Below are 26,661 nucleotides of genomic sequence, written 5' to 3'. Positions count from 1 at the left end.
AGAATGCCATGACTGTTACGAATAGCCAATCGGGGACCAACGTCCATGAAGTTTCCGAAGGGATTTACCGCATCAATACGCCAGTGGTGATCGAAGGCGCAGGCGGCTTCACATTCAACCAATATCTCATCGTCGACGATGAGCCTTTGCTGTTCCACGCCGGGCCTCGAAAGATGTTTCCTTTGGTGCGTGAAGCCGTGGCGAGCATACTGCCGGTCGAACGGCTTCGTTACATCGCTTTTTCGCACGTGGAGGCTGACGAGTGTGGATCACTCAATGAATGGCTTGCCGTGTCCCCTCGATCCGTGCCCGTGTGCGGTTCGGTTGCGGCGATGGTCTCCATCCAAGATATGGCCGATCGGGCTCCTCGGGCGCTCGCAGACGGAGAGACGCTGACCTTGGGCAAACATCGCGTGCGCTGGCTCGATACGCCCCATCTGCCCCATGCCTGGGAATGCGGCTTCCTGATGGAAGAACGAACCCGCACCTTGCTCTGCGGCGATCTGTTCACGCAGGGCGGCGCGAATCTACCCCCGGTCACGGAAACGGACATCCTGGGACCCAGCGAGGCATTCCGACAGAAAATGGATTACTTCTCGCACGGGCGAGATACCCATGCGCTCCTCGAGCGGCTGGCCGCCACCGAGCCGACCACCCTGGCGTGCATGCACGGCAGCGCCTGGTCCGGCGACGGCGCGAAACTGCTGCGTGCTCTGGCCGATGCACTATCGGCTTAGTACAGGCTGCGTGGCCTTGGGGATACCCCAATGACCGACCTACTCCCTCGGCCGTTGAGAACATGAAGCGTCCGCCGGTTCCGAGCCTGTCCCGCCAAAGGGCTGTATCGTACTCGAGGATGCCCCGGCCGGAGTAGCGTCCGGTTTGAAAGCCGGCATGCGGGTAATTGCGGTTCTTACCTCGCATACGTTGGAGCAACTGCAAGGCGCCACCGTACACATTCGGTCACTTCTGGACCTGCCGCTTGCATTTCGGAAACTAGGATATTTCATGCTACGCTCCGAAAAGGATGGGCAGCCCGAGGAAGCAAAATGGTCGCGTCTGATTCCTTTTGACCTCGATGGCCTGCGCTGTAGATCGGCTCCCTGGGAGAGAATGGGTTGGGCCGGATGCCGCTACAATCCGGCGGGTTCCGCCGACAGTTCCTCGAGGGCGAAGCCAAAGCTTTCGCAGCCGCGGCTCGCATGCGTGAGGTAGCGGCCAAAAATCCTCATCAGATAGATCGAGCCGAACTCCTCATATCCCATCCGCGAGACCGACTTGAGCGAGTCGAAATTGTTCGACTCGACGTAGGAGATCAGTCCCCTGTATCCCTTACCGAGATAGTGTTGCAGAGCCAGCGTCATCCCGATCGCGTGGAGCCGCTGCCCGCGATAGCGAGCATGCGTGAATCCCTTGTACATATAGACGTAGTCGCGGTTGAAGCGCAGCAGCAGATCCGGAGGATCGATGCGCGTCGGGCGAAACGAATACCAGCCGTAAGAGGCGAGCTGATTGCCGTCACAGATGCCGTAGCACTCGTCGCCTTTTGCCAGCGCCTCCTCTATGAAGCTCTCCGACATCCCGTTTTCGGGGTTAAGGGCGAACTCGCGAAGCCTCTTCGCGGTAAGGAAGCTCGGTCGGTAAGGCTCGGGGCATTGCGTAAACTCCAGATTGACCCGCCCTATCGTCACCGCTCGTAGAATCTTGAATACTGTAAAGCAGTTTATCCCTTTCACCGCGAGATCGTGCAGTTCCTGGGTAAACCCGCAGCGTCCGCCGAACGGAAAAACGGAAACAGTCCCTGTTGTATCCATATGTTGCACTTCCCTGTCAACTAATGAACCCGTCAAGGATGTCGAAAATCGAGTCTGAGTTCAACACCGAGCCGGAACCGGGCTACGGCGGCAAAACGGTGTGCTGAGGCCTTGGGCTCGGGCAAAATCGATTGCGGGGAAGGTAGTATTTCAAGAAACTTGTAAACATCACGCCTGACTAATGAGCAAACCCTCCCGTCAATTCATGCGTCAACTCACCACCACGAACCACAGCCGCGACAGCGCCGGCCTCACCTATGTTTACCCGGTCATTTCCCGGCGCTCCGGCGGGTTATCCATAGGCATCAATCTCAACCCCAACAATGCCTGCAACTGGCGTTGCGTCTACTGCCAGGTGCCGGATCTCGCCCGCGGCGCCGCTCCCGACATTGATGAAGACTGTCTGCGAGAAGAGCTGCTCGGACTCTTGAACGATGTCTTGCTCGGCGATTTCTACGAACGGTTTCAGATACCGAACGAACAGCGCGCCATCAAGGACATCGCCATCTCGGGAAACGGCGAACCGACCAGCTGCAAGACCTTCGACCGGATCGTCGAGTGGATCGGCGCGGTTTGCGGCGAGTTCGGCCTGCTCGGCAAGATCAAGCTCGTGCTGATCAGCAACGGCAGCCTGATGCACAAGCCCGTCGTGCAGAAAGGCGTGAAACGCTGGGGCGAATTCGGGGGCGAAGTCTGGTTCAAAGTCGACAGCGCGACGGCCGAGGGCATGCTTCGGATCAACCAGGTCAACCTCGCCCCGGAGACCGTGCTCCGCAATCTGGAGATCAGCGCACGGCTTTGTCCCGCTTGGATTCAAACCTGCCTATTCGCATTCGACGGCGAGCCGCCTTCCGAAGCGGAACTGGACGCGTATCTGGATTTCTTGGCCGAGCTCAAACGGCGAAGCGTGCCGATCCGAGGCATCCTGCTCTACGGCCTCGCGCGGCCCTCGATGCAGGAGCAGGCGCCACGGCTCTCGGCTTTGCCGGAGGCATTTCTGGATCGAATCGCCGAGTCCATTCGAGCTCTCGACATGGCCGTCCGCGTGAACCGATGATTCGACCCGAAAGGACACTCTTTCCGCTGGCTCCCAAGCTCCCGCTTCGGAGTCTTATCCGAGAAACTCAAGCTTCTCAAAACCGCATGCGAATCGCGAAGCGGGAGCTTCTCGAACTGGGTTCCCAAACGGGAGTCTGGGAACCAGCGCAACTTCGCGGTGAGAAAGCACGGACGGTAGGATTCGGGGCACTTCGCAAACTCCCGATTGACCCGGCCGATCGCCACGGGCCGTAGAATCTTGAACACCGCAAAGAAATTTATTCCCCTCAGCGCGAAATCGTGCAGTTGCTATGTAAATCCGCCGCGACCGCCGAAAGGAAAAAGGGTAACGATCCCTGTCTCATCCATCTTCCTGACCTCCTTTTCAACTTAGGAATCCCCGCCGAGGATGTCGGAAATCGAGCCCGAGTTCACCAAGGCGGCGTCGGAAGCCCAAAACGATTGCGCAAATGGCCCGGACGGGGACAGGGCCTGATCAGGTCGCAACACTCTCCAAGACTGACGCCCACCGGCTCCGGCATCAAGCACATCCAGCACGAGAGACCTTCCGGTGCTTCGATGCCCCGCACCTTCCCGGACGCGGCGTGAGCTCGTGGCGAAACGGCTCACCCCCTTGGCAGTCTCGCCATACTCCGTCGCACCTGAAGATGAGGACGAGCTTATTGTGTCGACGGGCGCGATGTGGAATTGGACGCGACGATAAGGCTTAGCTGTCTCGCGGCTTCGCCGCCGATATCACGTTATTGAGACTCCCCGTTCTGCAATGGACACTTACGGTACTCCAGCGTACCGACCGAGCCACGGATCGAGGCTACTTTACATGAGGGACATGTCCACTTATGCCAAGGAGCTTTCAAAATTGAGAGCGGGTGTAGCTTCACAGGTTCGTAAGTCTTCCTGTGTCGCCGGTAATCGTTTACTTACCCAACTCTCCCATGGGGAGATCGAGCGTCTGACGCCCCATCTGGAGATTACCCGAATTTCGCCGAAAACCCCGCTTTGCACGCAAGCTTATCTGTATTTTCCAACAACCGCTCTTGTCTCATTTATTTATACCCTGGCCAGCGGTTCGACCGTAGAAATCGGCGTCATAGGCAACGATGGCGTCGTGGGTTTAAACACCTTCCTGGGGGGGACGGCGCCAGGCCAGGAAGTTTGCACACTCGCCGGGGACGCATTCCGAATCAAGCTTGCCTCGCTGCATGCTGAATATTGCCGCGGCGACCTACTCCAGCGCGTGCTGTTGCGCTATAGCCAAGCCTTTCTTGCTCAGGTTGCACAAGCCGCCGTGTGCAATCGTTTCCATTCCATGGAGCAACGCCTATGTCGCTGGTTGCTCCTGCGCCTCGACCGACTCTCGTCTAACGAGATAGCCGTGACGCAGGACGGCATTGCCAACATGCTGGGCGGGCGCCGGGCGACCGTCACCGTCGCTGCGGGCCATTTGCAGGAAATGGGACTGATTGTTTGCTACCGGGGCCGAATCACGGTTTTGGACCGGTCGGGCTTGGAAGCGGCCGTTTGTGAATGCTATTGGGCCGTCAACCAGGAAGCAAACTCGCGACGGGTTGGAAACGCCATCCGTCATTAACGAGTCGGGAACGCCGGAACAATCGGCGCCCATTAGGGGGCGTGGCCCGGGCACCGCGGAAGGGGAGCGGCCGGTTGCTGCGGTAGCGCGGGTACGCCAGTCCTGTTTAACCGTGCAGACAGGACTAACAGCATGCTTGCAGCGTCAAAATCATCCGTTCGATTCCAATTTTTTTTGCATTGGGTACGCCAGCGTACCGATATCTCGTTGCGGCCGAGTTAGTTTGTCAGCGCGTTCTGAAGATGCGCTGGACATTTCCTCTCCGGCGGAAGTTCAGCACCTCCAGGCTAACGCATTAGGCTCCGCCGCTAAAGGGCGCTTCGAGGGAGCTTAATTTATGGACCAAGCGCCGCAACATTTCGGAGGTTGATATGTGTACCTATGAGAATCGGACGGATGTGGCGAAGATCGAAAAACAGATTGACAGGTCTCTTCAAGACGAAGGGAAGGCAAAGGAGGTGTTGCGCGAAATTGCGCAGCTTTGCCTTGATACCAAGAGACAACCCGACTACATGTCGCAGTGGCTTTCTCTTTTGAGGAAGAAAGGAATAGACGCCAGAAAATTGGCGGGCAAGAACAATTATGTAGAAATATACCCGAGTGGAACGCACGGAAAAGGTAAAAGCGACAGGCTGCTATTCCAGGTGGAAGAAACGTGGGTAGAGGTCGTGGAAGCAGGTGAAAGCACCCATGGCGGCGCGTTGAAGCTGAGTGCCGTATCGACCATGTCCCTGGCTGAACTGGATCAAATCATCGCCGCCGGCCCCCACGCGGCTTTAGACGCAGTCCTCGCCACGGACCAATCGGCCTTCCAGGACTCGGATGGACTGATCTCGTTCGTAAACATGTCCAGCTCTTTCGTTACCAGCAACCCGGAATACAAAACCGGACGGGAGGTCTGCGACAAAGTTTCCAACTTCTTCGCGACCCTGCGAATCAAGGTTTTCGGCTATCTACAGAAGAACCCCGGCAAGGTTCTGCCGGGAGACAGCGTGCCGAAAACGCAGTGGGACGCCGCCGTGACCCACTATATGCAATTTCTGCTGACTCAGGCCGGCGGACTCACGAATTACAGGGTCACAACGGAGACCTACTCTGTAACTCAGGTCATCACCGAGTTCAGCACCTCGCTGATCAAGCTTCTATTCGACGCGGCCGCGGCTCCCGAGAGCATCGTGAGCGATGTCGTGAAGTTTGTGCAAGGAGTCGGACAATCCCTGCGGGCGAGTTGGGACGACAAGTCCAGGCATTATGCGACCGCCTTGCTCGGTCAATGTCACGAAGCGGTTCCCGTAGATGCTTCGGACCAGACCACCGTCTACTTCCCCAAGATCAAGTACTACTACATCTCGGTCGACTCCTCCCAGCATGCCTTCACGTCCAGTTGTGCAACGGTGGAGAAATTGACCTTCGACTTCAAGTACGAGTACTACGTCACCGGCTTGAAGGCATCGATATTGGACACGACCTCCGATGACTACAAGCAGTTCGTGGCGTTTCTGGACAAGGCACAAGCAGTGTCGTATCAAGACGCCAATAACAATCTCGATGCGATCCTGGATAACACGGTATCGGACGAACCGGCGACATCCCTGGAATTTTCCTCCGACCCGAGCGTGAACGTGTTCGGCGTTGACTTGACGGAATATCCCCGTGTTGCCATCAAGCCTCCCCGAACGATAGAGCGGGTATTGAACAGACACGCCCGAAGCGCATCGTAACCGGCGGGTTTCGTGAATCCGCTCTCGTATCGGAGCAATGTGCTTCTTTTAACCGCCGACCGACCGGGAAGGCTTGTTTCGCAAGAGATAGAACCCCTAGCGGGGTAGCCCTGCCCGGCGACTCGGCGAACGTCCGAGTTAGCGTTAAGCATCCCCGGCTTTGGCCCGGGCCATCATGGCACGTGCCTCAGCTGGGGACCTTGCCCACCATTGATTAGGAGGAAATGAGGTATGAATGCATCCTTCACACTGGCTACAAGTCGCCCGTACAGCTCTCTGTTACGGGAGGTGAGCATTCTGGGAAAGCTCTTCGCATCAAAGCAATTGGCCTTTGAGATGCAGGCGCAGACCGAATCCAACTGGTGTTGGGCCGCGACGGCAACAAGCGTGTCTCACTTTTATTGGCTCACGAGCACATGGACGCAGTGCCGCGTCGCGAGCAGCGAGTTGGGACGAAGCGATTGCTGCAACAGCACGGTCCCACCGGCGTGTAACGTTCCGTGGTATCTCGATCGGGCGCTGACGCGTACCGATAATTTTGTCAGTATGATGGGACAGGCCAGCTTTCAGCAGATACGCGATGAAATCGATGCCGGACGACCCGTCGGCGCGCGGGTTGGCTGGAACGGGGGTGGTGGCCACTTCATGGTGATCTGCGGCTATAGCCTTGTTGGCGGTGTCGAATACTTCGATATTGATGACCCGATCTACGGCAATAGCCATCTTGCCGTCTCGGAGTTCGCCAGTAACTACCAAGGCAGCGGAACTTGGACGCACACCTACTTCACCAAGAGTTACTTCAAGATGCCGATTAAACTATTGATTCCCAAAGAACCAATTCTCCGCCGGATATGGGAAGCTCGACCGCTGTTGAGCTTGAAGCAAGATATGACGTTCACCGGGAACATGCGCGATGCCTTGCAGGAAGGACGTGCCTCCCTTGGAATGGCCCATCGCATCTATTCGGTCGGCTTGGATTCATTGGTCGCCGATCGAGCTCCGGCACCCCACGCGATCGGTATTCGTGTCTATGAAATATCCGGCGACACGCCACAGGCTTTCTTCGATGTCAGCGAAGAGGAACAACCACGCCTGCTGCAGATGTCCGCATCGAAGAACCATCTGGAACCCTTCGCGCGTGGCATGGCGGAAGCGCTGGCAACGGTTAAACAGATCGGCGAGGAATGTGAACTGAGAATGTTCCGTGTGCCTGCTCTCAATTTCGAGGCGCTATGGATTAATTGTGAAGATGAAACCAAGGACGTGCTCGTGCCCTTGCGCGCCGTCGGCCGATTGGCCTCTTACAAGGCGGTGCCTCTGGACGACGCGTTCGATGCCCTGCGGGAGGCGGCACGTCCATTGGCGCAAATGGACGAGACGATGGGCGCCTGATCGCATGCGGTAAACGATCGCGGAAATCGCATTCGGTACATCGCTATCTCCGTAACCAAGCCGGGGCCTTCGCGGAATCCGTCCCAATTGATCGGTCGGCGACCCCAGCCTTCGATTATCGGGCCGTTTTCCCGTGGGCTCGTGGCTTTGCCGCATCAACTCGGCAAAGAGCGAATGATCGCCGGCGCCCTGCTCTTCACTATCCGGTCCGGAGCAGAAACTCTTCTCCAACGCCGAGCCGTTTCGGCGAAGAGTAAATCCATCTTTCGGTGCCGTCGTCGGCGATCGCCGAGGCGGCGCCGTCCTCTTCGAGGGTCGGGTAATACCGCTCCAGCTCCGGAGGCAGTTGCCACCAATAACCGAGGAGGGCGGCGAACTCCCGGCGGTTCCGGAAGGGATCGCGGACGGGATAGCTGCCGGATTCCGGGTGCAGCGGTACGGTGCCGTCTTTCACGGCCTGCCGGGCGATAGCCTCGACTGCGGCGGCATCGGGGCCGGACAATTCGCGACCGGTCAGCTAAAGGTCGATCTCGCCAAGCCAGAACATCTTCTGACGGAATCCGGAGTCGGTTATCGGCTGAAGATCTCGGCCGGTCGGCCCCGCTCCGGGGACGGCGAGAGCATTCTTCTGCTTATTGGAGGGCCCCCAGCGGGTCTGTCGGCAAGGGATTGCCGACCTACAAAACCGGGCCACCAAGTAGGTCGGGAATCCTTTCCCGACGGCTTCATCGGCAAGGGATTGCCGACCTACGACTCCCACGTGTCCCAAAAGCACCCCGGAATGAAGAGGGAATCCCGGCAACCCCGCGAAATTGCCGGGTTTCGTTGCTCAAGCCAGACTACACATTTGGGCGGCTGGATATTCAACCCGCCAACTCCGAGTATCTCGCCAGAATATATGCCACGCACGCCGTCAGCTTCTTCGCATAGGGAATGTGCAGAAACTCGTTAGGCCCGTGGGCGTTGCTCTTGGGGCCCAGAACGCCGGTAATCAGGAATTGGGCTTCGGGGAATTGCTCGCCGAGCATGCCCATGAAGGGAATGCTGCCGCCCAGCCCCAGATAGGCCGCATCGTGGCCGTAGAAGGTTTGCGAGGCCTCGCTCGTGGCCCGCTCCAGCCAGGGCGCCAGGGCGGGGGCGTCCCAGCCGGTTCCGGCCTGCTCGAACTCGACGGAAATCTCGGCGCCGTAAGGCGGATCGGCGGTCAGCGCGCGACGGATGTCGTCCTGGGCCTTCAAGCTGTCCACCGTCGGCGGCAGGCGGAAGGACAGCTTGAAAGCTGTATGCGCGCGCAGCACGTTGCCGGCGGATTTCAGCGGCGGCATGCCGCCCTGCCCGACTACCGAAAGCGTCGGACGCCAGGTACTGTTGAGCAGCAGTTCGGCCGGATCGTCGCTCACCGGGCGGAGCGTCGGCACCGCGCTAAAGCTCTCGAGCAGGCCGCCGCCAAGTATCGCCGCCGCCGCTTTCGCCTGCTCCCGGCGCTGAACCGGAATTTCGGCATGGAGCTCCGACAGGCGAATGCCGCCTGTTGCCGCGTCTTCCAGGCGCTCCAGCAACTGGCGCATGATCCGCATGGACGAAGGCACGATGCCGCTGGCGATGCCCGAATGGGCGGATTCGGTCAGCACCTTCACGTCGACGATACAGCTCACCAGGCCGCGCAGCGAGGTGGTCGACCACAGGCGTTCGTAATCGCCGGCCCCGGAATCGAGCGCGATCACCAGCTCCGGCTTGCCGATCAGATGGGCATAGCGTTCGAGATAAGGCGGCAAATCGGGCGATCCGCTTTCTTCCGAGAACTCGATCAGAATCGCGATGCGAGGGCGCTTTCGCCCTTCCAGCGCTTTCAAGGCGGCAACCGCGGCAAACAGCGCATAACCGTCGTCCGCGCCGCCCCGCCCGTAGAGCTTGTCGTCCTTGAGTACCGGCGTCCACGGCCCGAAACCGTCGTGCCAGCCTTCCATTTCCGGCTGCTTGTCCAGATGGCCATAGATCAGCACGGTTTTGTCCAAATCCCCCGGAATGTCCAGGAGCAGCAGCGGCGTCCGGCCGGGAATGCTGAGATCGTGCAGGGTCCAGCCCGGAACAGGATGCGCGTTCAGCCAGTCCACCGCCAGCCGGCGCACCCGTTCCATGTGGCCGTTCGCCTGCCAGTCAGGATCGAACGCAACCGACAGATTGGGGATCTTGATGTAATCGATGAGCGTCGGCAGGATCTCTCGGTCCCAAAATTCATCGATGGATTGCCGCAGTGCGTCAGGGTGAATGGTCATCGGTATGTCTTCTCGCAGGGTCGTCAATCGAAAAAGTCTGTCATAGCGGCAAACGGTCCGTCCACCACGGCGGCCAAGATGGACTGTACCCTTAGAGCTCCGCCTCGGCGCCGGTCAGCTTTCGCCAAAGCCAGCTGCTGGCTACCTCCGTGCCGAACAAAACATAATTCAGGACATTGAGATTGCGGAGTATCGACTGCTGGTCCGGAATGGCCGACGACAGCCCGGCAAACAGGATGCTGTCGCCCTCTCGCAGCATGAGCTCCGGCGCAGGAATCTCGATGTCCTCGGCGCTCCGCACCACCATCAACGGGATACAGGGCAGCTGCCGATTCCGGTCGACGGGATCGCGCATCAGGCTGTCCAAACCAATCGCCGAGCGGTGGATCATCTCCGCGACGGCCGGGGCCTGCCGAGAATCGAGGGTCACGCTCCAGACGGCGGGAACGAGCGTCCCGGTGACGGCGGAAATCCGGGCGATGACATCGTCGGCCCAGGCATCGTCCTTGCGCTTCACGATCGCGAGAAAGCGCGACAGCAGCGGCGTCGTCAGGATCGCCAGGCATTCGTGCGCGATGATTTCGCTCGGAACCACCGTGAAATCGGAATCGAAAGCCGTGAACAATTCGCGGTTTGCCTGCAAGTTTTGCCTGAGCACCACGAATAGATTGGGGTTGAGCTCGCGCGCCGTGACCACAATCGACAAGTTGTTGATGTCGTCGTCGGTACCGGCGACGATGCCCACCGCTCCGTTCACCCCGGCCTCGCACAGCGTCTCGGCGCGGGTGCCCACGCCGAGAACCCAGGGCAGAGCCGTTTCGCGGCTGGGCGGCTTCGGGTCGATCAGGGTTACGTCCAACTGTTCGTGCGTGATATGACGAACGATCGCCTGCCCGAATCGCCCGTAGCCGCACACCAGCCAATTCCCGCGAGGCGGCACCCGCTCGGCGGCCAGTTCCGTGCCCGGCAGCCCTGTCAGCCATTCGAGCAGTCGGTAGGAGCCGGGAGACCGTATCGCCAGCGCGAGATATTCCGCGAATTTCTCGAACGGATCGATGATGTGCCGAGTACCGAAGGATGCCATATTGGCGGCCACGTCGACCGTCGTCGCCCGGCACAATGCGGGAATCTCCGGATTCAACAGCCGTACCGCGATGGCGACGGCGAGATTGGCGGAGTCGTCGTTGGTGAGGGCGATGACGCCCACGCAGTTCGGGTGGATCAAGCCGGCCATGATCAAATTGTTCGGCAGCCGGGCATCTCCGGCCAGGCCTGGCGCATCGAATAGATAATCCTGCAAATCGAGTTCGTCGATACGCTCGGGATCGATGTCGATCACCACGAACGGGATGTTCAGATAATCCAGCGAACGGGCCAGCAACTGGCCGGTTTCCCCGTAACCGCAAATCAGATAGAAAGGTTCTCCCAGCCTTCTTACCGAACGGGCGAAGCGTTGTCCGGTCAGCGCCTGTTTGAAACCGCGGTCCTGAATCACGGCAAACAGCTTGCTGATGACGTAGGCCCAGCCGATCACGGACAGGAAAATGCAGAAAATGACCCACAGTCGCTGGGCATCGGTGAAGGTGTAGGGAATTTCGCCGAAGCCTATGGTCGTTGCCGTGTAACTGATGAAATAAAGCGCATGGAAGAAATCCATCCGCCAGGGATTTCCTTGCGCATCGACACCGGGAATCAGCACCAGCCCGCCGACCGAGATCGCGAAGATCGCGATCAAAAAGATCAGCGGCGCCCGCATGTGGCGGAGCGCGACAAAAAAGGCGGTGTTTATCGGGCTTGTATTCATCGGCGCAGCATTACCGTCTCGGCGATCAGCATCGTCACCGAAATGAGATTGGCGAGCATCGCACCGCCGGCAAGCGAAACCACGCTGGCCATGGCTCCGGGCGTCAGCCCCTCGGCCGACATATAAACCGCATAGCCCCAGTCCACGGCCGCGGCGATCAACTGAAGGTCGGCCACCAGGCTGGTGGCCAGATGAATCGCGCCGATCTGCGTGCGATCGCCGAACTTGAGCACGGTGGCGATCAGATTCACCACGATGGCGGCGAACAACTCGGAGACATGATGAAGATGAGGCTTGTCGATTTCGCCGACGAAGAAGCCAAAGTTGAGCGTGGCGGCGAGAACGATGAAGAAACCAAAGACGACTTTTTCCAGATTCATGCAACTCCTCTCAGTGAATAAGCGGATACGTCCGCACTCGGGGCATTCTCCTCAGGCTTAGGCCGCCGGATTCAACATATTCCCCTTATGCCAGGTTTGCAACGTGTGCGGCCGGGGTGATTCCAAGGGTAATGAAAAGCATTGCTCGCCGGTCACGAATCGCATGCAGTAACGGTTGACGGTTCGCGACCCGGTTGGCTATAACCTTCCAAAACCCGCGCAGGAGCCGCCATGACCGAGCGCTTCGTCCTCGATACCAGCGTTTTCACCAATCCCGACATCTACACCCAATTCGGCGTCGATTCGCCGAGCGCCATACTCGGCTTTCTCGAACTGGTCCGCCAGACGTCCGTCGAATGTTTCATGCCGCGCTCGGTGTACGACGAGCTCCGCCTCATGAAAAACATGGGCGAACTGCCGCCGGCTTTCGAGGCCAGCGTGCGCATCCGCTCGCCGCGCAAGTTCAACTTGCAGATTCCCGCCCAGATCGTTTACGAACTCATCGAAGAAGTGCGCAAGCGCATCGACCGCGGCCAGCACATCGCCGAGGAATACGCCAAGGCCGCCCGGGAAACCGGCGAAATCCAGGACGCGGGACGGGTCATCAATCGGCTCAGGGAGCGTTACCGGGAAGCGCTGCGGCAGGGCATCATCGACAGCCGCGAAGACATGGACGTGCTGCTGCTGGCGTACGAATTGGACGGCGTCCTGATATCCGCGGACGAGGGCCTTAGGAAATGGGCCGACAAGGTCGGCGTAAAAATCCTGATGCCGGAAAATCTTCGCAGCGTTCTGGAAACGCTAATCGAACACCACTTTCCCGGCCAGCCAGTCGCTCAATAGACCGTTCAGCGACGGATAGATCCGGTCGAACTCCAGCAGCCAGAATCCGCCCTCCGGCTTCAACTCCCGCTGGACGACCTGAACGTGGCCCGAGGCCCGTTTCAGATATTTGATCAAGCGGCGGGCGTTTTCCGGATCGCGGAAACGGCAGCGGAAACGATGGGAAACCCGGCCTTCGCGGCGGTGCTGCCGGATGGCTTCTTGCAAACCGTTCAGGAACGCCGCTCCGGCCCGCCGGTTCAAATCGTCGAATCCTTCCAGCTCCTGCTCGTCGACAAAGAATGCCAGTCTCAGAATTCGGCTGGTGAAATATTCCGGCGACAAATCCAGAAGGCTGTAGACGCTGGTTCGGATGTCCGAAAGATTGGCGCTGCCGGTGACATGCTTGGTGCGCCGCTGGCGGGGCGAATCCTCCTTGAACACGGCGCCTTCGCGGCCTTCCTCGTCGAGTTGCTTCAGGATGTCCGAAATGGGTTTTATATCGCTGGTTTCGAAACGTCCGAAGATCTCGACCGACGGCAGGGCATACCGGCGGATCAGCTCCATTTTCTCGTCTTGAGACAGAAAGCGCGGGCTGTTCCGCCGCATCAGGTCGAACACGAACAGCCTCACGTCTTCCGAAATGAACGGCGGCGCGCTCTCTATATAGGGATTGTCCGGCCCCGCGACCTCGGCGCACAGCACCAAATCCGGCTGATCGTCGAAAATCGCTGTGTCCAGCAGATCGGGCAAGCGATCGGTGGTAAAGGGGCAAACGTAACCGCCGCGGGTCAGGGCGATGAGGCTATTCTGGATTCGGGTCACACGGATGTTGAAACCGTCGATTTTCTCCTCCATCCAGAAAGGACCGGAAAGTTGCTTCGCGAGCCCGGTTCGCAGCGCGAGCAGCCGTCCGATGGCCGGATAGCCGTAAACGGTTCCTTCGTCGAAGACGACGGTGCCGCGCGCAATGTCCTCGAAATCGTGAACGAATCGGACATGGCGCAAACCGCCGCTTTCGGCATCGGCTGCCTTGCCCGATTGCACGGCCTTTCGAATCCGTTCGGCGTCGATTGCGGGTTCTGAAATCACGAGTAATAAGCTCCAGGAGATCGATACCTTGAATAAATAGACCTCTGGGATGGCCGAGGCAACCCGTTTGAATCCGGCTCGCTTTATGAAAGCAATTGTCAAACGCCCCATTCCTGGACTAACGTGAGGAAATTAAATTCATTCTTCTGAAACACCATGTCCAAGACCGATTCTCGACCGTCGATTCAGACTCAAATCAACGAAAGCATCCAGGAAGAAGCGCTCAAGGTCGCGAGGAGTATCCAGAAGCCGGGGCAAACCAAGGAACAAACCAAGTTGGTGGCGCAAGGTATCGCCAAAGGCATCGAGCTTTACAAGAAACAGCAGAGCGCCAAGGCCCGGGAACGGGATAAAGTGCGCAAGAAAGCGCTCAAACTCAAACAGGTCGAGTCAACCGGCCAACAGCGAGAGGAGGATGAAGCGGATTTCGCGTGGGACCTCGCTGAATCGGGTATCAGCGGAATGCTGCTCCTCGGCGGAGGAGTCTTCGCCGTTATGGCCGGCATCCTCGCCGTTTCGCTGGTCGCCGGATGGCCGGCCAGCCTTGGTCCTTTTACCCTGCCCGTCTGGTCGTCCCTGGTCGCCGCCATGGCGTTTGCCGGGTTTTCCGGGTGGTTCTTCTATAAGGCCGTTACACTGAATCACGGTCAATGAAACTGCTGACACTCCTGTCCACCCTATTTCTCGCGGGATGCGCCGGCATCCCCAAAGGCGTTTCGCCCGTTCAGGGCTTTGAACTGAGCCGGTATCTCGACGCCTGGTACGAAATCGCGCGCCTCGACCACTCGTTCGAACGGGGCCTGACCCGCGTCACCGCGACTTATAGCCTTCGGGAGGACGGCGGCATCAATGTGGTCAACCGGGGCTTCGATGCCCGAAAGCAGGAATGGCGGGAAGCGACAGGCAAGGCTTATTTCGTGGAAGGTCCGGACATCGGCCGGCTGAAGGTTTCGTTTTTCGGGCCCTTTTACGGCGGCTATAACATTATCGATCTGGACAAGGAGAACTACTCCTACGCCCTCGTTTCCGGTCCTACCCGATCGTATTTGTGGATATTGGCGAGAGAGAAGACACTGGAATCCTCTGTACTACACCACCTGGTCACGAAAGCCAAAGCGCTCGGATTTGCGACCGATCGTCTGATCTACGTCGACCACAGCGAGAAGTAACCGGCATATCCGCCAATCGGCCGAGTCAACGATCGGTCATACAGCCGGCTCAGGCGGCCCGGACGTCCGCTTGCCTGACAAGCCCTTTTGGGATATATACCCTTCCGTCGCGTTCCTTTCTTCGAAGGAACCGCTAGTTCTTGCTCAACAGCAATCGAAGGAAACTCAGGGAGGGTATCGATGAAGTCTCAAAAATCCATCTCGCGCATTGCGATTTCCATGGCTTCCGCTTTGATCCTTTATAGTGGTCATGGTTGGGCCGGCACCACAGACATGACTGAGGGCGTTCAAGGCTCCAACACCTCGAATACCGGCGTAATGATCTACAAGATGGGACGGATCGTCGACGATTCCGATTTCGTGGATGTCACTTCCCAGATACCGGCGCTAGGCGGAACGGTGTTGAAGGGCAATCCGACCATCAAGATGCGGTTCGACGCGCCGCCTCCTCCGGACGACACTACCGTGCACGGGGTTTTCGAGCAGATCGGACAAGCCAGGATCCGGATCGTCTTTCCGTTCGACGAGCACATGCAAGTCATTCACGGGGTGCTCAAAATCACAGATTCAGCGGGAACAATCACTTATCTGACACCCGGCGACTCGTATTTCATCGCGCAAGGAAGCGAAGTCTTGTGGGAAACCCTGACGCCGCTTTTTCAGAAATCCTTCCATGACTATACCCATCACTGAGCCATTCCGGTGACGGATCATTACCAACCCATCAGCTGTGATTTCCACGACGAACTGGAAACGCTCGCGGTGAGACGCCGTACGTGCCCGATCACTTATCGGGACGCGTCCGGCGATCCCGTTACCGTCGAGGACCGAATCGAGGATATTTACGCCAGGGACAAGGAGGAATTCCTGAAGTTGAAGAGCGGGTTGGAGATTCGCTTGGACCGCCTGATCGAAGTCGATGGAAAGCGGCTGAGAGCCGATTAGAGGGACAGGCGTAGGCGTAGGATGGGTAGAGCGAAGCGAAACCCATCGATGGTGGGTAGAACGAAGCGAAGCCCACCGGTTCCGCGGCCTTGCCTGGTGGGTTACGGCGCGCGGAAACACAGAGGGAACTTTGCGGACTCGGCGTGATGCGCGCCTAACCCACCCTACAACGCTACAACGCCATCGTTTTCCGGTGTGGCGGGATATTGTTGACAGACAAATCCCGGCGGCTACTCGATCAAGAAATCCCGCATCATGCCCATGTCCTCGTGTTCGAGGTTATGGCAGTGATACATGAACACGCCCTTGAAGTGGTGGAACGGCTTGATCATGCGCACGGTCTCGCCAGGCATGACCAACACGGTATCCTTCCAGCCGCTACTGACCAAACCGTCTTTTACCGTCGCATAGCTGTCCGCTCTCTCGACGGCTACGGTGCGGCTGATGATCTGGAATTGGTCGCCGTGCAGGTGGATGGGGTGCGCCATGGAAAACATCATCCCCATGCCACCCCTCATGCCCATACCGCCCATGCCCTGCCCTTCTGGCTGAGCATCGCTTCCGTGGCCGCCCATCATTCCCATCATGCGGCCTCGCATACCGTGGCCCATGCCGTGTCCGCCGCCGCTAGTATGGAAAATTTCCATGAGCTGCACGGTATCGAGCGGAATCCGCTCGAACGGCTGAATATCGTCGAAGGCATAGGAGCGGCCGTTGAGCAGCATCGCCATCGGAGACTCAGAAATGGCGATCGGCACGGGCTTGCTGGGGTTGGCGACATCGTCCAGCGTATAGCGGTCGATCTTCGACAGCCGGCTCGGCAGCTTCGGGCTCTCGCCGGTCTCGCGGGTGACGCGGATCTTGAACAGGGGATAATCGCTGCCGACGGGCAAGGCCATGGCGCCCATCATGCCCATTCCTCCCATCATGCCGCCCATGCCTCCCCTTCCGCCGCGCCCCCCCATGTGCTCGGCCATCATCGGCAGCACGCCGGAGAACGGCAGGCTGCGCATCGTCAACTCAGTGCCCTTGGGCCGGCCGCTGAAATCCGCCCAGACATCGAGGCGCTCCCCGGGTGCCAGCATCACGTAAGGGAAAGTTTCCGGGGACTCCAGGAGTCCGCCGTCGACGCCGATCACGGTCACCGGCGTGCCGTCGCTCCAGCCGAGTTTGTAAATACGGGCATTGGAGCCGTTGAGGAAACGGAGACGGTAGGCGCGGCTGGCCACTTCGAACTCGGCATTCGGCTGGCCGTTGACCAGGATGCGGTCGCCGTAGAATCCCATCATGCGATCGTGCATGTGCGGACCGTAAATCAACTGGTTTTGGGCATTGAACCGGCGATCCTGAAGGACGATGGGTATCTCGTACTCGCCGGAAGGCAATTCGAGTCTCGCCTCCTCTTCGTCGTTTATGATCAAGCCGCCGGCAAGACCGTAGTACACCTGCTTCGCGGTAATTTCGTGCGGATGCGGATGATAGATATTGAGGCTCGCCCGGTTGATCACTTCGAATTCATACACGAAGGTCTCGCCCGGATCGATGATGTACATCGGATGGCCATCCATCAGCGCGGGGACGTGGAGTCCGTGCCAATGGGTGATAGTGGGTTCCATCAGGTCGTTGCGGAAATGAATGCGGACTTTCTGGCCCTTTTGCAAGCGGATGATCGGTCCGAGATAGCAACTGGGCAGCTCGGTCAGCGTATCCTTCGGGCCACTCAGCAACTTGGCCGTATAGTGCTGCACCCGGGTCGCCTGGCCCGGCAGAATGGATATGGAGCCCTGGCGGGCAGCCAATTCGATCTCGACATCGGGCTTGAAGGCGGGAGACGCCCGATTGGGCGTCAATTTGGGCATGCCGTGCATCTCCATGGCACGCACCCATGCCGGCATGCTCGCTGCGGCTAATAAACCGACACCGGTTTGAAAAATGAAGCGGCGGCGCGAACGATCGACTGGATCTTGCATAAGCTCTCCTCGAATCTGTCGTTATGGTCGCAGACGGCTCAGCCGCATCGTTTGGGGTTGTTCACCGCGACCGGCGAGCGCCTGGAATAAATAGATCTCTTCCTCCTGGAAACCGAATGATCGCGCAGTCCTGCCGACCGGTACTATGATACGCCTAGGACAGGAGCGACAGCATAATAATTCAATGATTTTCTTATGGACAGATTGCCGCAGCCCCTTCTTGAAAGACGGATTTCGCCGGCCCGTAGCCAGAATTTTTGAACCTCGCGATATCTCGGCGAGCCTGAATCACGCAACGACTTTGCAAAACGTTTGTCGGTAATTTCTATGGAGAGCAAACGGCGAAGATCTTTCATCCACCACGTGCAGAGAAACATTCTCGCGGGGCTGGTCGTCCTTACCCCGATACTGCTCACCTGGCTCGTTTTCGACTTCATCCTGGCAAAGCTGATCGCCTTCGGGCGACCTTGGATACCGGCCTTGTATAGAGCCATTTATACGTTTTCTCCCAAGCTGGCGGATTTGATGCTCAACGGCTGGATCGATTCGGTGCTCGCCCTGCTGATCACCCTCGTCTTGCTCTTCATGCTGGGCTGGCTGACGAGCCGGGTGGTCGGTCGGCAGATTCTGATCGGGTTTGAATTGTTGCTGGAAAAAATCCCGGTACTGAAAGCCATCTACGGCTCCACCAAGCGGCTGCTACTCGCCTTTCAAGCGCAACCGGAGCAGATCCAAAGGGTCGTGCTGATCAATTATCCCACCGAGAAAATGCGGGCCGTGGCCTTTGTGACACGCATCGTCCGGGATACCGAAACCGGCGAGGAACTGGCGGTGGTTTATATGCCCACCGCTCCGAATCCGACGTCCGGTTATATGGAAATCGTGCCCCTTTCCCAGGTGACGCCCACCGATTGGACCGTGGAAGAAGGCATGCAATTCGTCATATCGTGCGGGACCAGCACCCGCGAGCATGTCGGCTTTTCGGACGCCCAACGCCGCGGACAAGACGGCAGCGAAATGCCGATGAAAGAACCAACTAGTCGATCGGGGTGAGATTTGCGCGTTCCGATGCTTTATCCCGCCCGAAACTGTCAAAGAGTTTATCGACGGCCGGACCAACCGAACGGAGCATTACCATGGGAGCACGAACAGCTTTGCGCCTCGGGCGCGTGGCAGGCATCGAAATCCTGGTTGACTGGAGCCTGCTGATCATCTTCTCGCTCATTACCTTAAGTCTCGGGGCCGGCTTGTTTCCGGCTTGGCATCCGGACTGGGGCCCGCTGCTGATCTGGGGAACCGCAATCGCCGCGGCCTTGCTGTTCTTCGGGTCGGTGCTTTTGCATGAACTTTCCCATGCCATAGTTGGGCGAGCCAACGGTATTCCGATTCCGCGCATTACCTTGTTCATGTTCGGCGGGATGGCGCATATGGAGAAAGAACCTCCCTCATGGCGCGCCGAGTTGTACATGGCAGCCGTGGGGCCGATCACCAGCCTCGTGCTCGGATTCGTTTTTCTGGGACTGGCCAAGATGGTTATCGGTCCCATGGAGATCGATCCCGACAACCCGCAGCAATCGTTCGCGACTTTGGGGCCTACCGTCAGCCTGCTCATGTGGCTGGGCCCCATCAACATCATTCTCGGCCTGTTCAATCTGGTTCCCGGCTTTCCGCTCGACGGCGGGCGGATTCTTCGTGCCGCGCTGTGGGGCGCGACCGGCGACTTGCTCACCGCTACGCGCCGCGCCTCGGCAGTCGGGCAAGGGTTTGCCTGGGTGTTGATGGGGTCCGGCTTTCTCATGATCCTGGGATTGCGCGTACCGATATTCGGGGCCGGTTTCATCAATGGCTTATGGCTCGCGTTGATCGGCTGGTTCCTCAACAACGCGGCCGTCATGAGCTACCGCCAGTTGCTCGTTCACCAATGGCTCGAGGACGTGCCCGTCCTGCGCATCATGCACACCCGGTTCGAGCGGGTGGCGCCGCAGTTATCTCTTCAGGCATTGGTGGACGAACACCTGATGCCGAGCGGACAACGCGCTTTTCCGGTCGAGGAGCGCGGCCAGTTCATCGGAATGATCTGCCTTCGCGATCTGCCGAAGCGCCCGCGCGACGCGTGGAGGACCACGACTGTCGGCGACATCATGACGCCGAGACACGAATTGGTGACTCTTTCTCCCGAGCAGGACGCAGCCGCCGCGCTGGACCTTTTCGGCAAGCGTGACGTGAATCAGCTGCCGGTGCTGAAAAACGGGCAGCTCCTCGGATTCGTCCGGCGCGAAGATATTTTGAAATGGCTATCGCTTCATGCCGGCCTGACTGTCACTGAAGGCGGCCGGCCTGCTTCGCGGCCTCTCGGCTGACGGAAACCGCCCATCGGCGGGCAAGGCTCGGGATTTACTGTCTGCGAACCGGTTCGGCTGCAAGCCGGGACCCGAGGGCGTGGTAATACCCTTTCAGCAGCAGCGGCGCGAAGATGGTGGTGAAGGCGATGACGATGATCAAGGCGGCATAGATCTCGTTGCTCAAGATGTTCGATGTCCGCCCCAGCTCGGCAAAGATGAGCCCTACCTCGCCGCGCGGAATCATCGCCAGCCCGACGGCAAAACGAGTCACCCAGCGTTCGCTGATGAACAGCGCGCTGAACAGCTTGCCCGCTATCGCGGTACCGATCAGGGATAGCGAAAACACCCAAATGAAGGGGGACGTCCAATCGATGGTTCGGAGATTCAGCGATAGCCCGACCATCACGAAGAAAATCGGCACGAACAGATAAATGATGGGGCGCATCTGATTGTCGATGCGCTCGGCGAATTCGGTACCGGCATGCACGGCCAGACCGAACGGCAGGAAAAATCTCCGGGAAAGGGCGAGTCCTGCCGCAAATCCCCCGAGAAGTTCGGGCGCGCCGATCTCGTGGGATAGCCAGGCGAAAAAAAGGACCAAGGACACAACGGTCGTGGGAATCAGTCCCGGCGTCTGGCTGAACTCGTCGAAGCGCCTGATCTCCAGCGATATGAGCTTGGCGAAAATCGGAGCCAGCAGGAAGAATACGGCGATGAACAGCAGCACCCGGCCGGCGTTCATATAACTGATACCGCCGCCGATGGAAAACTCATAAAGAATCGCGAGCAGCACCACCCCCAGAATGTCGTCGATTACTGCGGCCCCTAGCACCAGTTGAGCTTCGTGAGAGTGCCTCTGATGCAGGTCGGTCAAAACCCGTATCGTGATGCCGATGCTGGTGGCGGTCAGGGTTCCGCCGATGAAAAGGGATTCGAGCAACGGGCGTTCGAAGACTTCATAGCTCACCAAGAAGCCGAATGCGAACGGCAAGGCGAAGCCGCTGACCGCCACGATCGAGGATTTGAAGCCGGCGCGCGCCAACTGGCGGATGTCGGTTTCGAGCCCCGCTTCGAACAACAGCAAAATGATACCGATCTCGGCCAGCATGCGGATGGTCTGGCTCGGTTCGATCCAGCCCAGCACCGTAGGCCCCAAAACGACTCCGGCCATGAGTTCTCCGACCACCGGGGGCACCCGCGCCAGCGCCGCCAGCTCGGCGAACATGCGCGCGCTCAAGAGAATGATTAGAAGATTGAGGAAGAATCCGTGTACCGGGTATTCCATAGGACATATTCTCCCGATGTGGCGATTCGGCGAACTCGTATGGGGAAACGCCTAGAGAACCGGAAAAACGTATCGTCGGTCAAGTCCCGCACGCTTTCAATCATCGTTCTCTGGACTCAGCATGATACCGGCTTAATGTACCACTAGCGTGACAACCACCTTGCACAGCACGACCAAAATGGCCGATGATTAGACTATCCCACCCCGGGTGCACTATTAGCGCAAAACCCGCTCAACCTCGTCGGTTCGGAACGACCTGGAAGAGGCGATTTTCGCGCACTTAGGGCACTCGCGTTCGCCAAGTTGCTATCAACGCGGTCGCACATCTACCAATCCATATCGAGCAAGATTCACGATTGTACTTATGGGGTCAAAATTTCCTTTCATCGAACGGGTTTTGCATAACCGCTTCGTTCGGCAGTTACTCGCCAGCGCACTGGATCTGGTGCCCATCGTGGTGGTCATCCTGTTTTTTCAAATCCTGGTAATCCAGCAGCCGATTCCCGAGGCCGGACGGTTCGTTGCAGGCATGCTGCTGGTCGTTTTGGGGCTGACCTTTTTTATGCAGGGCTTGAAGCTGGGGCTGTTTCCGCTGGGCGAAAGCATGGCCCATGCGTTCGTCCGCAAGGGCAGCCTATTTTGGATACTGGTATTCGCTTTCGCACTGGGATTCGGCGCCACCGTAGCCGAACCGGCACTTATCGCCGTCGCCGACGAAGCAGCCCGCATCGCCGCCGACGACGGCGCGATTACAGCTTCGGTAGAGGCCCGCAAATCATACGCACTGGGTCTTCGCCTTACCGTCGCCACGGCGGTGGGATTCGCGCTGATCGTCAGCACGATCCGCATCATCCGCGGCTGGCCGCTTCCTTATGTGATCGTCGGCGGCTACGCTGGCGTAGGCATCATGACGATCTTCGCGCCGCCGGAAATCATCGGCATCGCCTACGATTCCGGCGGCGTGACCACCTCGACCATCACCGTGCCCCTGGTGACTGCGTTGGGCGTTGGACTCTCGTCCTCCATTCCTGGGCGTAATCCCGTGAGCGATGGCTTCGGACTGCTCGCCCTCGCCGCCTTGATGTCCATGATCTTCGTCATGGGATACGGGATATTTGCATGAACGAGTGGCTGCACGAATTCGGAAATATATTGTTGGAGACCCTGCGCGCCGTATCCCCGATCATCGGTTTGCTGGTGCTCTTCCAACTGCTGGTCATCAGAAAACCCTTGCCTCACCCGGGCCGGATTCTCGTGGGCTTTTTGTACGTCCTGCTAGGCGTTGCCCTATTTCTGGTAGGACTCAAAATGGCCCTGTTTCCGATCGGCGATCTGATGGCTCAACAGCTGACCGCGCCGGATTTTCTCGGTATCGAGCCCGATCCTGATCGTGTCCATTGGTATAGCTATATCTGGGTCTATCTGTTTGCCGGCTGCATCGGATTCGCCGCGGCCATGGCCGAACCCACCCTCATCGCCGTTGCGGTCAAGGTATCGGAGGTTTCGGCCGGAAGCATCAGAGCCCTGCCGCTCCGTCTCGCGGTCGCCCTCGGCGTAGGCGGCGGACTGGCGCTAGGCACGTTCAGGATCGTTACCGGCGCACCGCTGTACACCTACATCCTTACGGGGTACGCCATCGTAGCCATTCAGACCGTTTTCGCCCCCAAGGTCATCGCCGGGCTCGCGTACGACGCCGGCAATGTGGCCTCGTCGACGGTAACGGTACCCATCGTGACGGCACTCGGATTGGGTCTGGCCGCCGCCGTTCCCGGCCGCAATCCCTTGCTGGACGGATTCGGCCTGATTGCGTTCACTTGTCTAATTCCTATAATCAACGTGCTTGGTTACGGCCAGATCGCCATGTGGTTGAGTCGGCGCAATCAAGCGGCCAACAACGACTAAGGTAGCCTCATATGCGCTTCAAACTGATCATCGCCTTCGTGGAAGACGATAAAACCGAGCTCATCCTGAAAACCGCTCGTGCACATGGCGCTACCGGCGCCACCGTCATCGCCAATGCCCGCGGCGAAGGACTCAAGCGAACGAAAACGTTTTTCGGACTGAGCCTGGAAAGCCAAAGGGACGTGCTGTTGTTCCTGGTAGAGGAGCATCTGACTCGACATATCCTGGAAGCCATCGGCCGTGCGGGCAAGTTCGACGAAAAGCCCGGCACCGGAATCGCGCTTCAGATCGATGTGGAAGACGCCGTAGGGATCACGCATCAAATGGAAAAATTAGCCCCCATCGTCGAGGAGGAACTCTGATGGATAAAAAACCCATTATCCGGGTCCGGGACGTTATGAAGACCGATTTCGGAACGATCGACGGCATCGCCACCATCAGCGAAGCCTTGAAGAAAATGAAATCGATGAGAACCTCGGTGCTGGTGGTCAACAAGCGGCACGATGACGACGAATACGGCTTGATCACCGCCGGGGACATTGCTCGGCACGTATTGGCGAAAGATCGCGCGCCCGATCGGGTCAACGTCTACGAAATCATGAGCAAGCCGGTGATTTCGGTGCACCCCGACATGGATATCCGGTACTGCTCACGCCTGTTCGCAAATCACAATCTCGTACGCGCCCCGGTGCTGGACGGCCGCAACGTCGTGGGCATGATAAGTCCCAACACGCTCGTGCTGGACGGGCTTTATCAGATCGTTTGAGGGCCGTTTCCGTCCGTTCCGCCGATGCCCAAATCAGGCAAGGTGAGCCACGGCACTTTTTTGAGCCACTGCTATACTTTTTCGATACGGCATCGAAAAGTTATCCACTGTCAAGACTTGACAGGATTTTGAACAAGCAGCGCTTAGTTAAGGCGATACCGTAAATTATCAATTCATCATTTCGTAATAAATCATCTTCGCAAAATCAATAGTTTACGATTTTAATCCGTCCAACAACCGGGCCTGAAAAAAACCTGGCCAGACTAACGTAAGGCCCGAAAATATCAGGTGCCGCCGCTTTCATCCCCATATTTATCCACAAGGTTGTCCACGAAATCTGTGGACAGGCGACCAGGTTTGTTTGGCTGACTTAGATAAGAACATCTCCCGATCGCGGGAGCCGGTTTATTTTAGTCGTAGGTGGCAATCCCTTGCCGACTACTGCTGCCCTTCCCCAAGAGGTTTTCGTTGAATCGGTGCGGGATCAGTGTCCTCCACCGGTTTCCTGATCCGTCGACACTTTCCTGACCAGAGGCATCAACAAGAGGGAGGCGAAAAAGATAGCCCCCAGCAGATGGAATAAATCGTTGGCGGCCATGACCTCGGCTTCTCGTATCACCCACCGGGAAAGCTGTTTGAGCGCCGCTTTTTCGCTGTCCGGCAAGGGAAATCCGGCCATTTGCGCCTGCAGCTTAGCGATCAAGGCTTCTGCCTCCCGCGAACCCCCGGTCACGGATTCTCGCAACGCAGCGTAATGCTCCTTGATATAGCGCGTTTTCAAGGAACTGGCGACAGCGATGCCGATAGCTCCGCCCAGATTGCGCATCAGATTGAACAGCCCGCTAGCGTTCTTGACCTCGTCCGGCGGCAAGGTACCGAGGGCCAAACCGCTGATCGGCAAGAAACAGAACATCAAGGCGAAGCCTTCCACGGCTTGCGGCCAGAAGAATTCCCAATAGCCGGCGTCGGCGGTCAGACTGCCGTTCATCCAGGCGCCGGTTCCGTAGAGCGCCAGTCCGCCGGCCAGCATCAGGCGCGAATCCAGCACCTTGGATAACGGGCCGGCGAAGAAGGCGGATACGAATTGAAATAAGCCCGTCACCATGACGTATTGACCGATCTGCAGACTGTTCAGCCCCTTGACTCCGGCCAGATACACCGGGATCAGATAAATCATGGTGTAGAGGCCGATGCCGAGGATGAAGCTGAACGCGCAGCCGACAGCGAAATTGCGGTTGCGAAACGCCCAAAGGTCGACGATAGGATGGTCGAGCGTCAGTTCCCGATAGAACATGGCGACGCCGCCCGCCGCGGCAAGACAAGCGAAAAACACGATCTCGCCGCTTTCGAACCAGTCTTTCCGAGTCCCCTCTTCCAGCACGAATTGCAGGCTGCCAAGGAAAACCACGATGTACAAAATGCCGCGGAAATCGATCCGATTCAGCAAGTCCCATTCGGGCTCGTCAATCCGCAGGAAGAGCCAGGTTCCTAGGCAGACCAGCAAGCCGGGCAAGAGATTGATCAGAAACAGCGCCTTCCAGGATACCGTCTCGGTGAGATAGCCGCCGAGTACCGGGCCCGCGGTGGGCGCGACGGTAACCACCAGCCCCACCAGGATGGTGATCGCCGGTTGCAGGCGGGGCGGAAACAAGGTGTAGATCACCGCGAATATCGACGGGATCATGGCTCCGCCGAACAACCCCTGCAAGGCTCGGAACACCACCATCGAGGGAAGATCCCAGGCCAACGCGCAGCAAAGGCTCATCAAGGTGAAGCCGCCGCAGGCGAGAACGAACAAATAACGGGTCGATAAGGCCCGGCCCAACCACCCGGACAAGGGAATGATCACCACTTCGGCGACCAGATAGGCGGTTTGCACCCAGCCGATCTCGTCCCGCGTCGCCGAAAGACCCGCCTGAATCTGCTCCAGAGAACTGGCGACGATCTGAATATCGAGGACCGCCATGAATACTCCGAAGATCATGGCGGTAAAACCGATCCATTCGGACGGGCTGACCTCTCTTTCCCGGATCTCCGGACTTTCGCTTACGTGCTCCGGCTCGCTCCCGGCAGTGTCGAGACGGATTTTCTCCGCTGCGCTTGCCGCCATGACGCGCTATCGAACTCGGGTCCTGATCAGGGTAGACGAACCGCGCTTCGATGCGCCGAATCGGCATTGAAAAAAGACCAGCGGAGAAGTTCGATGAAGCAGAAAACGAATGAACACGGTTGCGACGCCCTAAACTAAACGGTTCAGTTTAGGATAAGTGGGAACTTTACGATTCGCAAACGGTTTGTCTCGGCGGCAACACGCTCTATGAGAATCCAAAT

The 26,661-nt window shown here is 58.3% G+C and carries 25 protein-coding genes; 16 read left to right on the top strand and 9 right to left on the bottom strand.

Going from position 1 to position 26,661, the window contains the following annotated elements; translation table 11 throughout:
- Positions 1-8: 8 nt before the first annotated feature.
- A complete protein-coding gene (locus tag ACWJJK_RS05285; protein ID WP_156880700.1) occupies positions 9-737 on the top strand; it encodes an oxygen-binding di-iron domain-containing protein in 729 nt (242 codons plus the stop codon).
- Between the two features lie 396 nt (positions 738-1,133).
- Here ACWJJK_RS05285 and ACWJJK_RS05280 read toward each other — a convergent pair whose 3' ends face one another.
- The gene (locus ACWJJK_RS05280; RefSeq protein WP_077729444.1) at positions 1,134-1,814 is read right to left on the bottom strand and encodes a hypothetical protein; all 681 of its coding nucleotides are present in this window, start codon (positions 1,812-1,814) and stop codon (positions 1,134-1,136) included.
- 181 nt (positions 1,815-1,995) lie between these two features.
- Here ACWJJK_RS05280 and ACWJJK_RS05275 point away from each other — a divergent pair, with 181 nt between their 5' ends.
- The 4 genes from ACWJJK_RS05275 (at position 1,996) to ACWJJK_RS05260 (ending at position 7,577) form a co-directional block, all read left to right on the top strand.
- The gene (locus ACWJJK_RS05275) at positions 1,996-2,871 is read left to right on the top strand and encodes a radical SAM protein (RefSeq protein ID WP_454128714.1); all 876 of its coding nucleotides are present in this window, start codon (positions 1,996-1,998) and stop codon (positions 2,869-2,871) included.
- A gap of 822 nt (positions 2,872-3,693) precedes the next feature.
- On the top strand, positions 3,694-4,464 hold the full coding sequence (locus ACWJJK_RS05270) for a Crp/Fnr family transcriptional regulator (protein ID WP_454128713.1): 771 nt from the start codon (positions 3,694-3,696) through the stop codon (positions 4,462-4,464).
- 371 nt (positions 4,465-4,835) lie between these two features.
- Positions 4,836-6,185 carry a hypothetical protein gene (locus ACWJJK_RS05265; protein WP_168183827.1) on the top strand — a complete coding sequence of 450 codons (1,350 nt, stop codon included), beginning with the start codon at positions 4,836-4,838 and terminating at the stop codon, positions 6,183-6,185.
- Between the two features lie 231 nt (positions 6,186-6,416).
- Positions 6,417-7,577 carry a papain-like cysteine protease family protein gene (locus tag ACWJJK_RS05260; protein WP_077729438.1) on the top strand — a complete coding sequence of 387 codons (1,161 nt, stop codon included), beginning with the start codon at positions 6,417-6,419 and terminating at the stop codon, positions 7,575-7,577.
- 199 nt (positions 7,578-7,776) lie between these two features.
- Here the strand turns inward: ACWJJK_RS05260 and ACWJJK_RS05255 are convergent, their stop codons facing one another.
- The 4 genes from ACWJJK_RS05255 to ACWJJK_RS05240 form a co-directional block, all read right to left on the bottom strand.
- A complete protein-coding gene (locus tag ACWJJK_RS05255; protein ID WP_156880697.1) occupies positions 7,777-8,079 on the bottom strand; it encodes a hypothetical protein in 303 nt (100 codons plus the stop codon).
- Positions 8,080-8,440: 361 nt separating this feature from the next.
- The gene (locus ACWJJK_RS05250) at positions 8,441-9,853 is read right to left on the bottom strand and encodes a M20/M25/M40 family metallo-hydrolase (protein ID WP_086134301.1); all 1,413 of its coding nucleotides are present in this window, start codon (positions 9,851-9,853) and stop codon (positions 8,441-8,443) included.
- A gap of 91 nt (positions 9,854-9,944) precedes the next feature.
- A complete protein-coding gene (locus tag ACWJJK_RS05245; protein ID WP_454128712.1) occupies positions 9,945-11,657 on the bottom strand; it encodes a potassium channel family protein in 1,713 nt (570 codons plus the stop codon).
- Positions 11,654-12,037, bottom strand: coding sequence for a DUF6394 family protein (locus ACWJJK_RS05240; RefSeq protein ID WP_077729431.1), 384 nt, complete (start codon positions 12,035-12,037; stop codon positions 11,654-11,656). The genes ACWJJK_RS05245 and ACWJJK_RS05240 overlap by 4 nt, the downstream gene beginning before the upstream one ends.
- A gap of 231 nt (positions 12,038-12,268) precedes the next feature.
- Between ACWJJK_RS05240 and ACWJJK_RS05235 the strand changes: the two genes are divergently transcribed.
- On the top strand, positions 12,269-12,880 hold the full coding sequence (locus ACWJJK_RS05235) for an RNA ligase partner protein (protein WP_077729430.1): 612 nt from the start codon (positions 12,269-12,271) through the stop codon (positions 12,878-12,880).
- On the opposite strand, the gene ACWJJK_RS05230 is transcribed toward ACWJJK_RS05235, so the two are convergent.
- Complete coding sequence (locus ACWJJK_RS05230) at positions 12,839-13,951, bottom strand: RNA ligase (protein ID WP_454128711.1); 1,113 nt, start codon at positions 13,949-13,951, stop codon at positions 12,839-12,841. The two genes, ACWJJK_RS05235 and ACWJJK_RS05230, sit on opposite strands and share 42 nt — an antisense overlap.
- Before the next feature lie 156 nt (positions 13,952-14,107).
- Between ACWJJK_RS05230 and ACWJJK_RS05225 the strand changes: the two genes are divergently transcribed.
- The 4 genes from ACWJJK_RS05225 (at position 14,108) to ACWJJK_RS05210 (ending at position 16,065) form a co-directional block, all read left to right on the top strand.
- Positions 14,108-14,605 carry a DUF2956 family protein gene (locus ACWJJK_RS05225; RefSeq protein ID WP_156880693.1) on the top strand — a complete coding sequence of 166 codons (498 nt, stop codon included), beginning with the start codon at positions 14,108-14,110 and terminating at the stop codon, positions 14,603-14,605.
- Positions 14,602-15,120, top strand: a complete 519-nt coding sequence (locus tag ACWJJK_RS05220) for a lipocalin family protein (RefSeq protein ID WP_156880692.1) — start codon at positions 14,602-14,604, stop codon at positions 15,118-15,120. The genes ACWJJK_RS05225 and ACWJJK_RS05220 overlap by 4 nt, the downstream gene beginning before the upstream one ends.
- Before the next feature lie 180 nt (positions 15,121-15,300).
- Positions 15,301-15,813: a cupin domain-containing protein gene (locus tag ACWJJK_RS05215; protein WP_086134295.1), complete on the top strand. Its 513-nt coding sequence runs from the start codon at positions 15,301-15,303 to the stop codon at positions 15,811-15,813.
- A gap of 9 nt (positions 15,814-15,822) precedes the next feature.
- Positions 15,823-16,065, top strand: a complete 243-nt coding sequence (locus tag ACWJJK_RS05210) for a hypothetical protein (RefSeq protein ID WP_077729424.1) — start codon at positions 15,823-15,825, stop codon at positions 16,063-16,065.
- Between the two features lie 230 nt (positions 16,066-16,295).
- Here the strand turns inward: ACWJJK_RS05210 and ACWJJK_RS05205 are convergent, their stop codons facing one another.
- Positions 16,296-18,035 carry a multicopper oxidase domain-containing protein gene (locus ACWJJK_RS05205; protein WP_156880691.1) on the bottom strand — a complete coding sequence of 580 codons (1,740 nt, stop codon included), beginning with the start codon at positions 18,033-18,035 and terminating at the stop codon, positions 16,296-16,298.
- Positions 18,036-18,362: 327 nt separating this feature from the next.
- Between ACWJJK_RS05205 and ACWJJK_RS05200 the strand changes: the two genes are divergently transcribed.
- Both ACWJJK_RS05200 and ACWJJK_RS05195 read left to right on the top strand, forming a co-directional pair.
- Positions 18,363-19,088, top strand: coding sequence for a DUF502 domain-containing protein (locus ACWJJK_RS05200; protein ID WP_077729421.1), 726 nt, complete (start codon positions 18,363-18,365; stop codon positions 19,086-19,088).
- A gap of 83 nt (positions 19,089-19,171) precedes the next feature.
- Positions 19,172-20,395, top strand: a complete 1,224-nt coding sequence (locus ACWJJK_RS05195; protein ID WP_077729420.1) for a site-2 protease family protein — start codon at positions 19,172-19,174, stop codon at positions 20,393-20,395.
- Between the two features lie 34 nt (positions 20,396-20,429).
- On the opposite strand, the gene ACWJJK_RS05190 is transcribed toward ACWJJK_RS05195, so the two are convergent.
- Positions 20,430-21,662, bottom strand: a complete 1,233-nt coding sequence (locus tag ACWJJK_RS05190) for a cation:proton antiporter (RefSeq protein ID WP_086134292.1) — start codon at positions 21,660-21,662, stop codon at positions 20,430-20,432.
- Between the two features lie 364 nt (positions 21,663-22,026).
- Between ACWJJK_RS05190 and ACWJJK_RS05185 the strand changes: the two genes are divergently transcribed.
- Genes ACWJJK_RS05185 through ACWJJK_RS05170 form a run of 4 tightly spaced genes read left to right on the top strand, consistent with a single transcriptional unit; the run spans position 22,027 to position 24,330 of the window.
- Entirely contained in the window at positions 22,027-22,785 is a 759-nt protein-coding gene (locus ACWJJK_RS05185; protein ID WP_077729418.1) for a DUF1538 domain-containing protein, read from the top strand.
- Positions 22,782-23,564 carry a DUF1538 domain-containing protein gene (locus ACWJJK_RS05180; RefSeq protein WP_156880690.1) on the top strand — a complete coding sequence of 261 codons (783 nt, stop codon included), beginning with the start codon at positions 22,782-22,784 and terminating at the stop codon, positions 23,562-23,564. The genes ACWJJK_RS05185 and ACWJJK_RS05180 overlap by 4 nt, the downstream gene beginning before the upstream one ends.
- An 11-nt stretch (positions 23,565-23,575) precedes the next feature.
- Positions 23,576-23,926, top strand: coding sequence for a P-II family nitrogen regulator (locus ACWJJK_RS05175; protein WP_077729416.1), 351 nt, complete (start codon positions 23,576-23,578; stop codon positions 23,924-23,926).
- On the top strand, positions 23,926-24,330 hold the full coding sequence (locus ACWJJK_RS05170; protein WP_077729415.1) for a CBS domain-containing protein: 405 nt from the start codon (positions 23,926-23,928) through the stop codon (positions 24,328-24,330). Before ACWJJK_RS05175 ends, ACWJJK_RS05170 begins: the two co-directional genes overlap by 1 nt.
- Positions 24,331-24,814: 484 nt before the next feature.
- Here the strand turns inward: ACWJJK_RS05170 and ACWJJK_RS05165 are convergent, their stop codons facing one another.
- Positions 24,815-26,440, bottom strand: a complete 1,626-nt coding sequence (locus tag ACWJJK_RS05165) for a DHA2 family efflux MFS transporter permease subunit (RefSeq protein ID WP_156880689.1) — start codon at positions 26,438-26,440, stop codon at positions 24,815-24,817.
- Positions 26,441-26,661 lie beyond the last annotated feature (221 nt).

The sequence above is a fragment of the Methylocaldum gracile genome, assembly GCF_053646815.1.
Note: the sequence above shows the minus strand (reverse complement) of the source record. Positions and strands in the feature narration are given on the sequence as shown.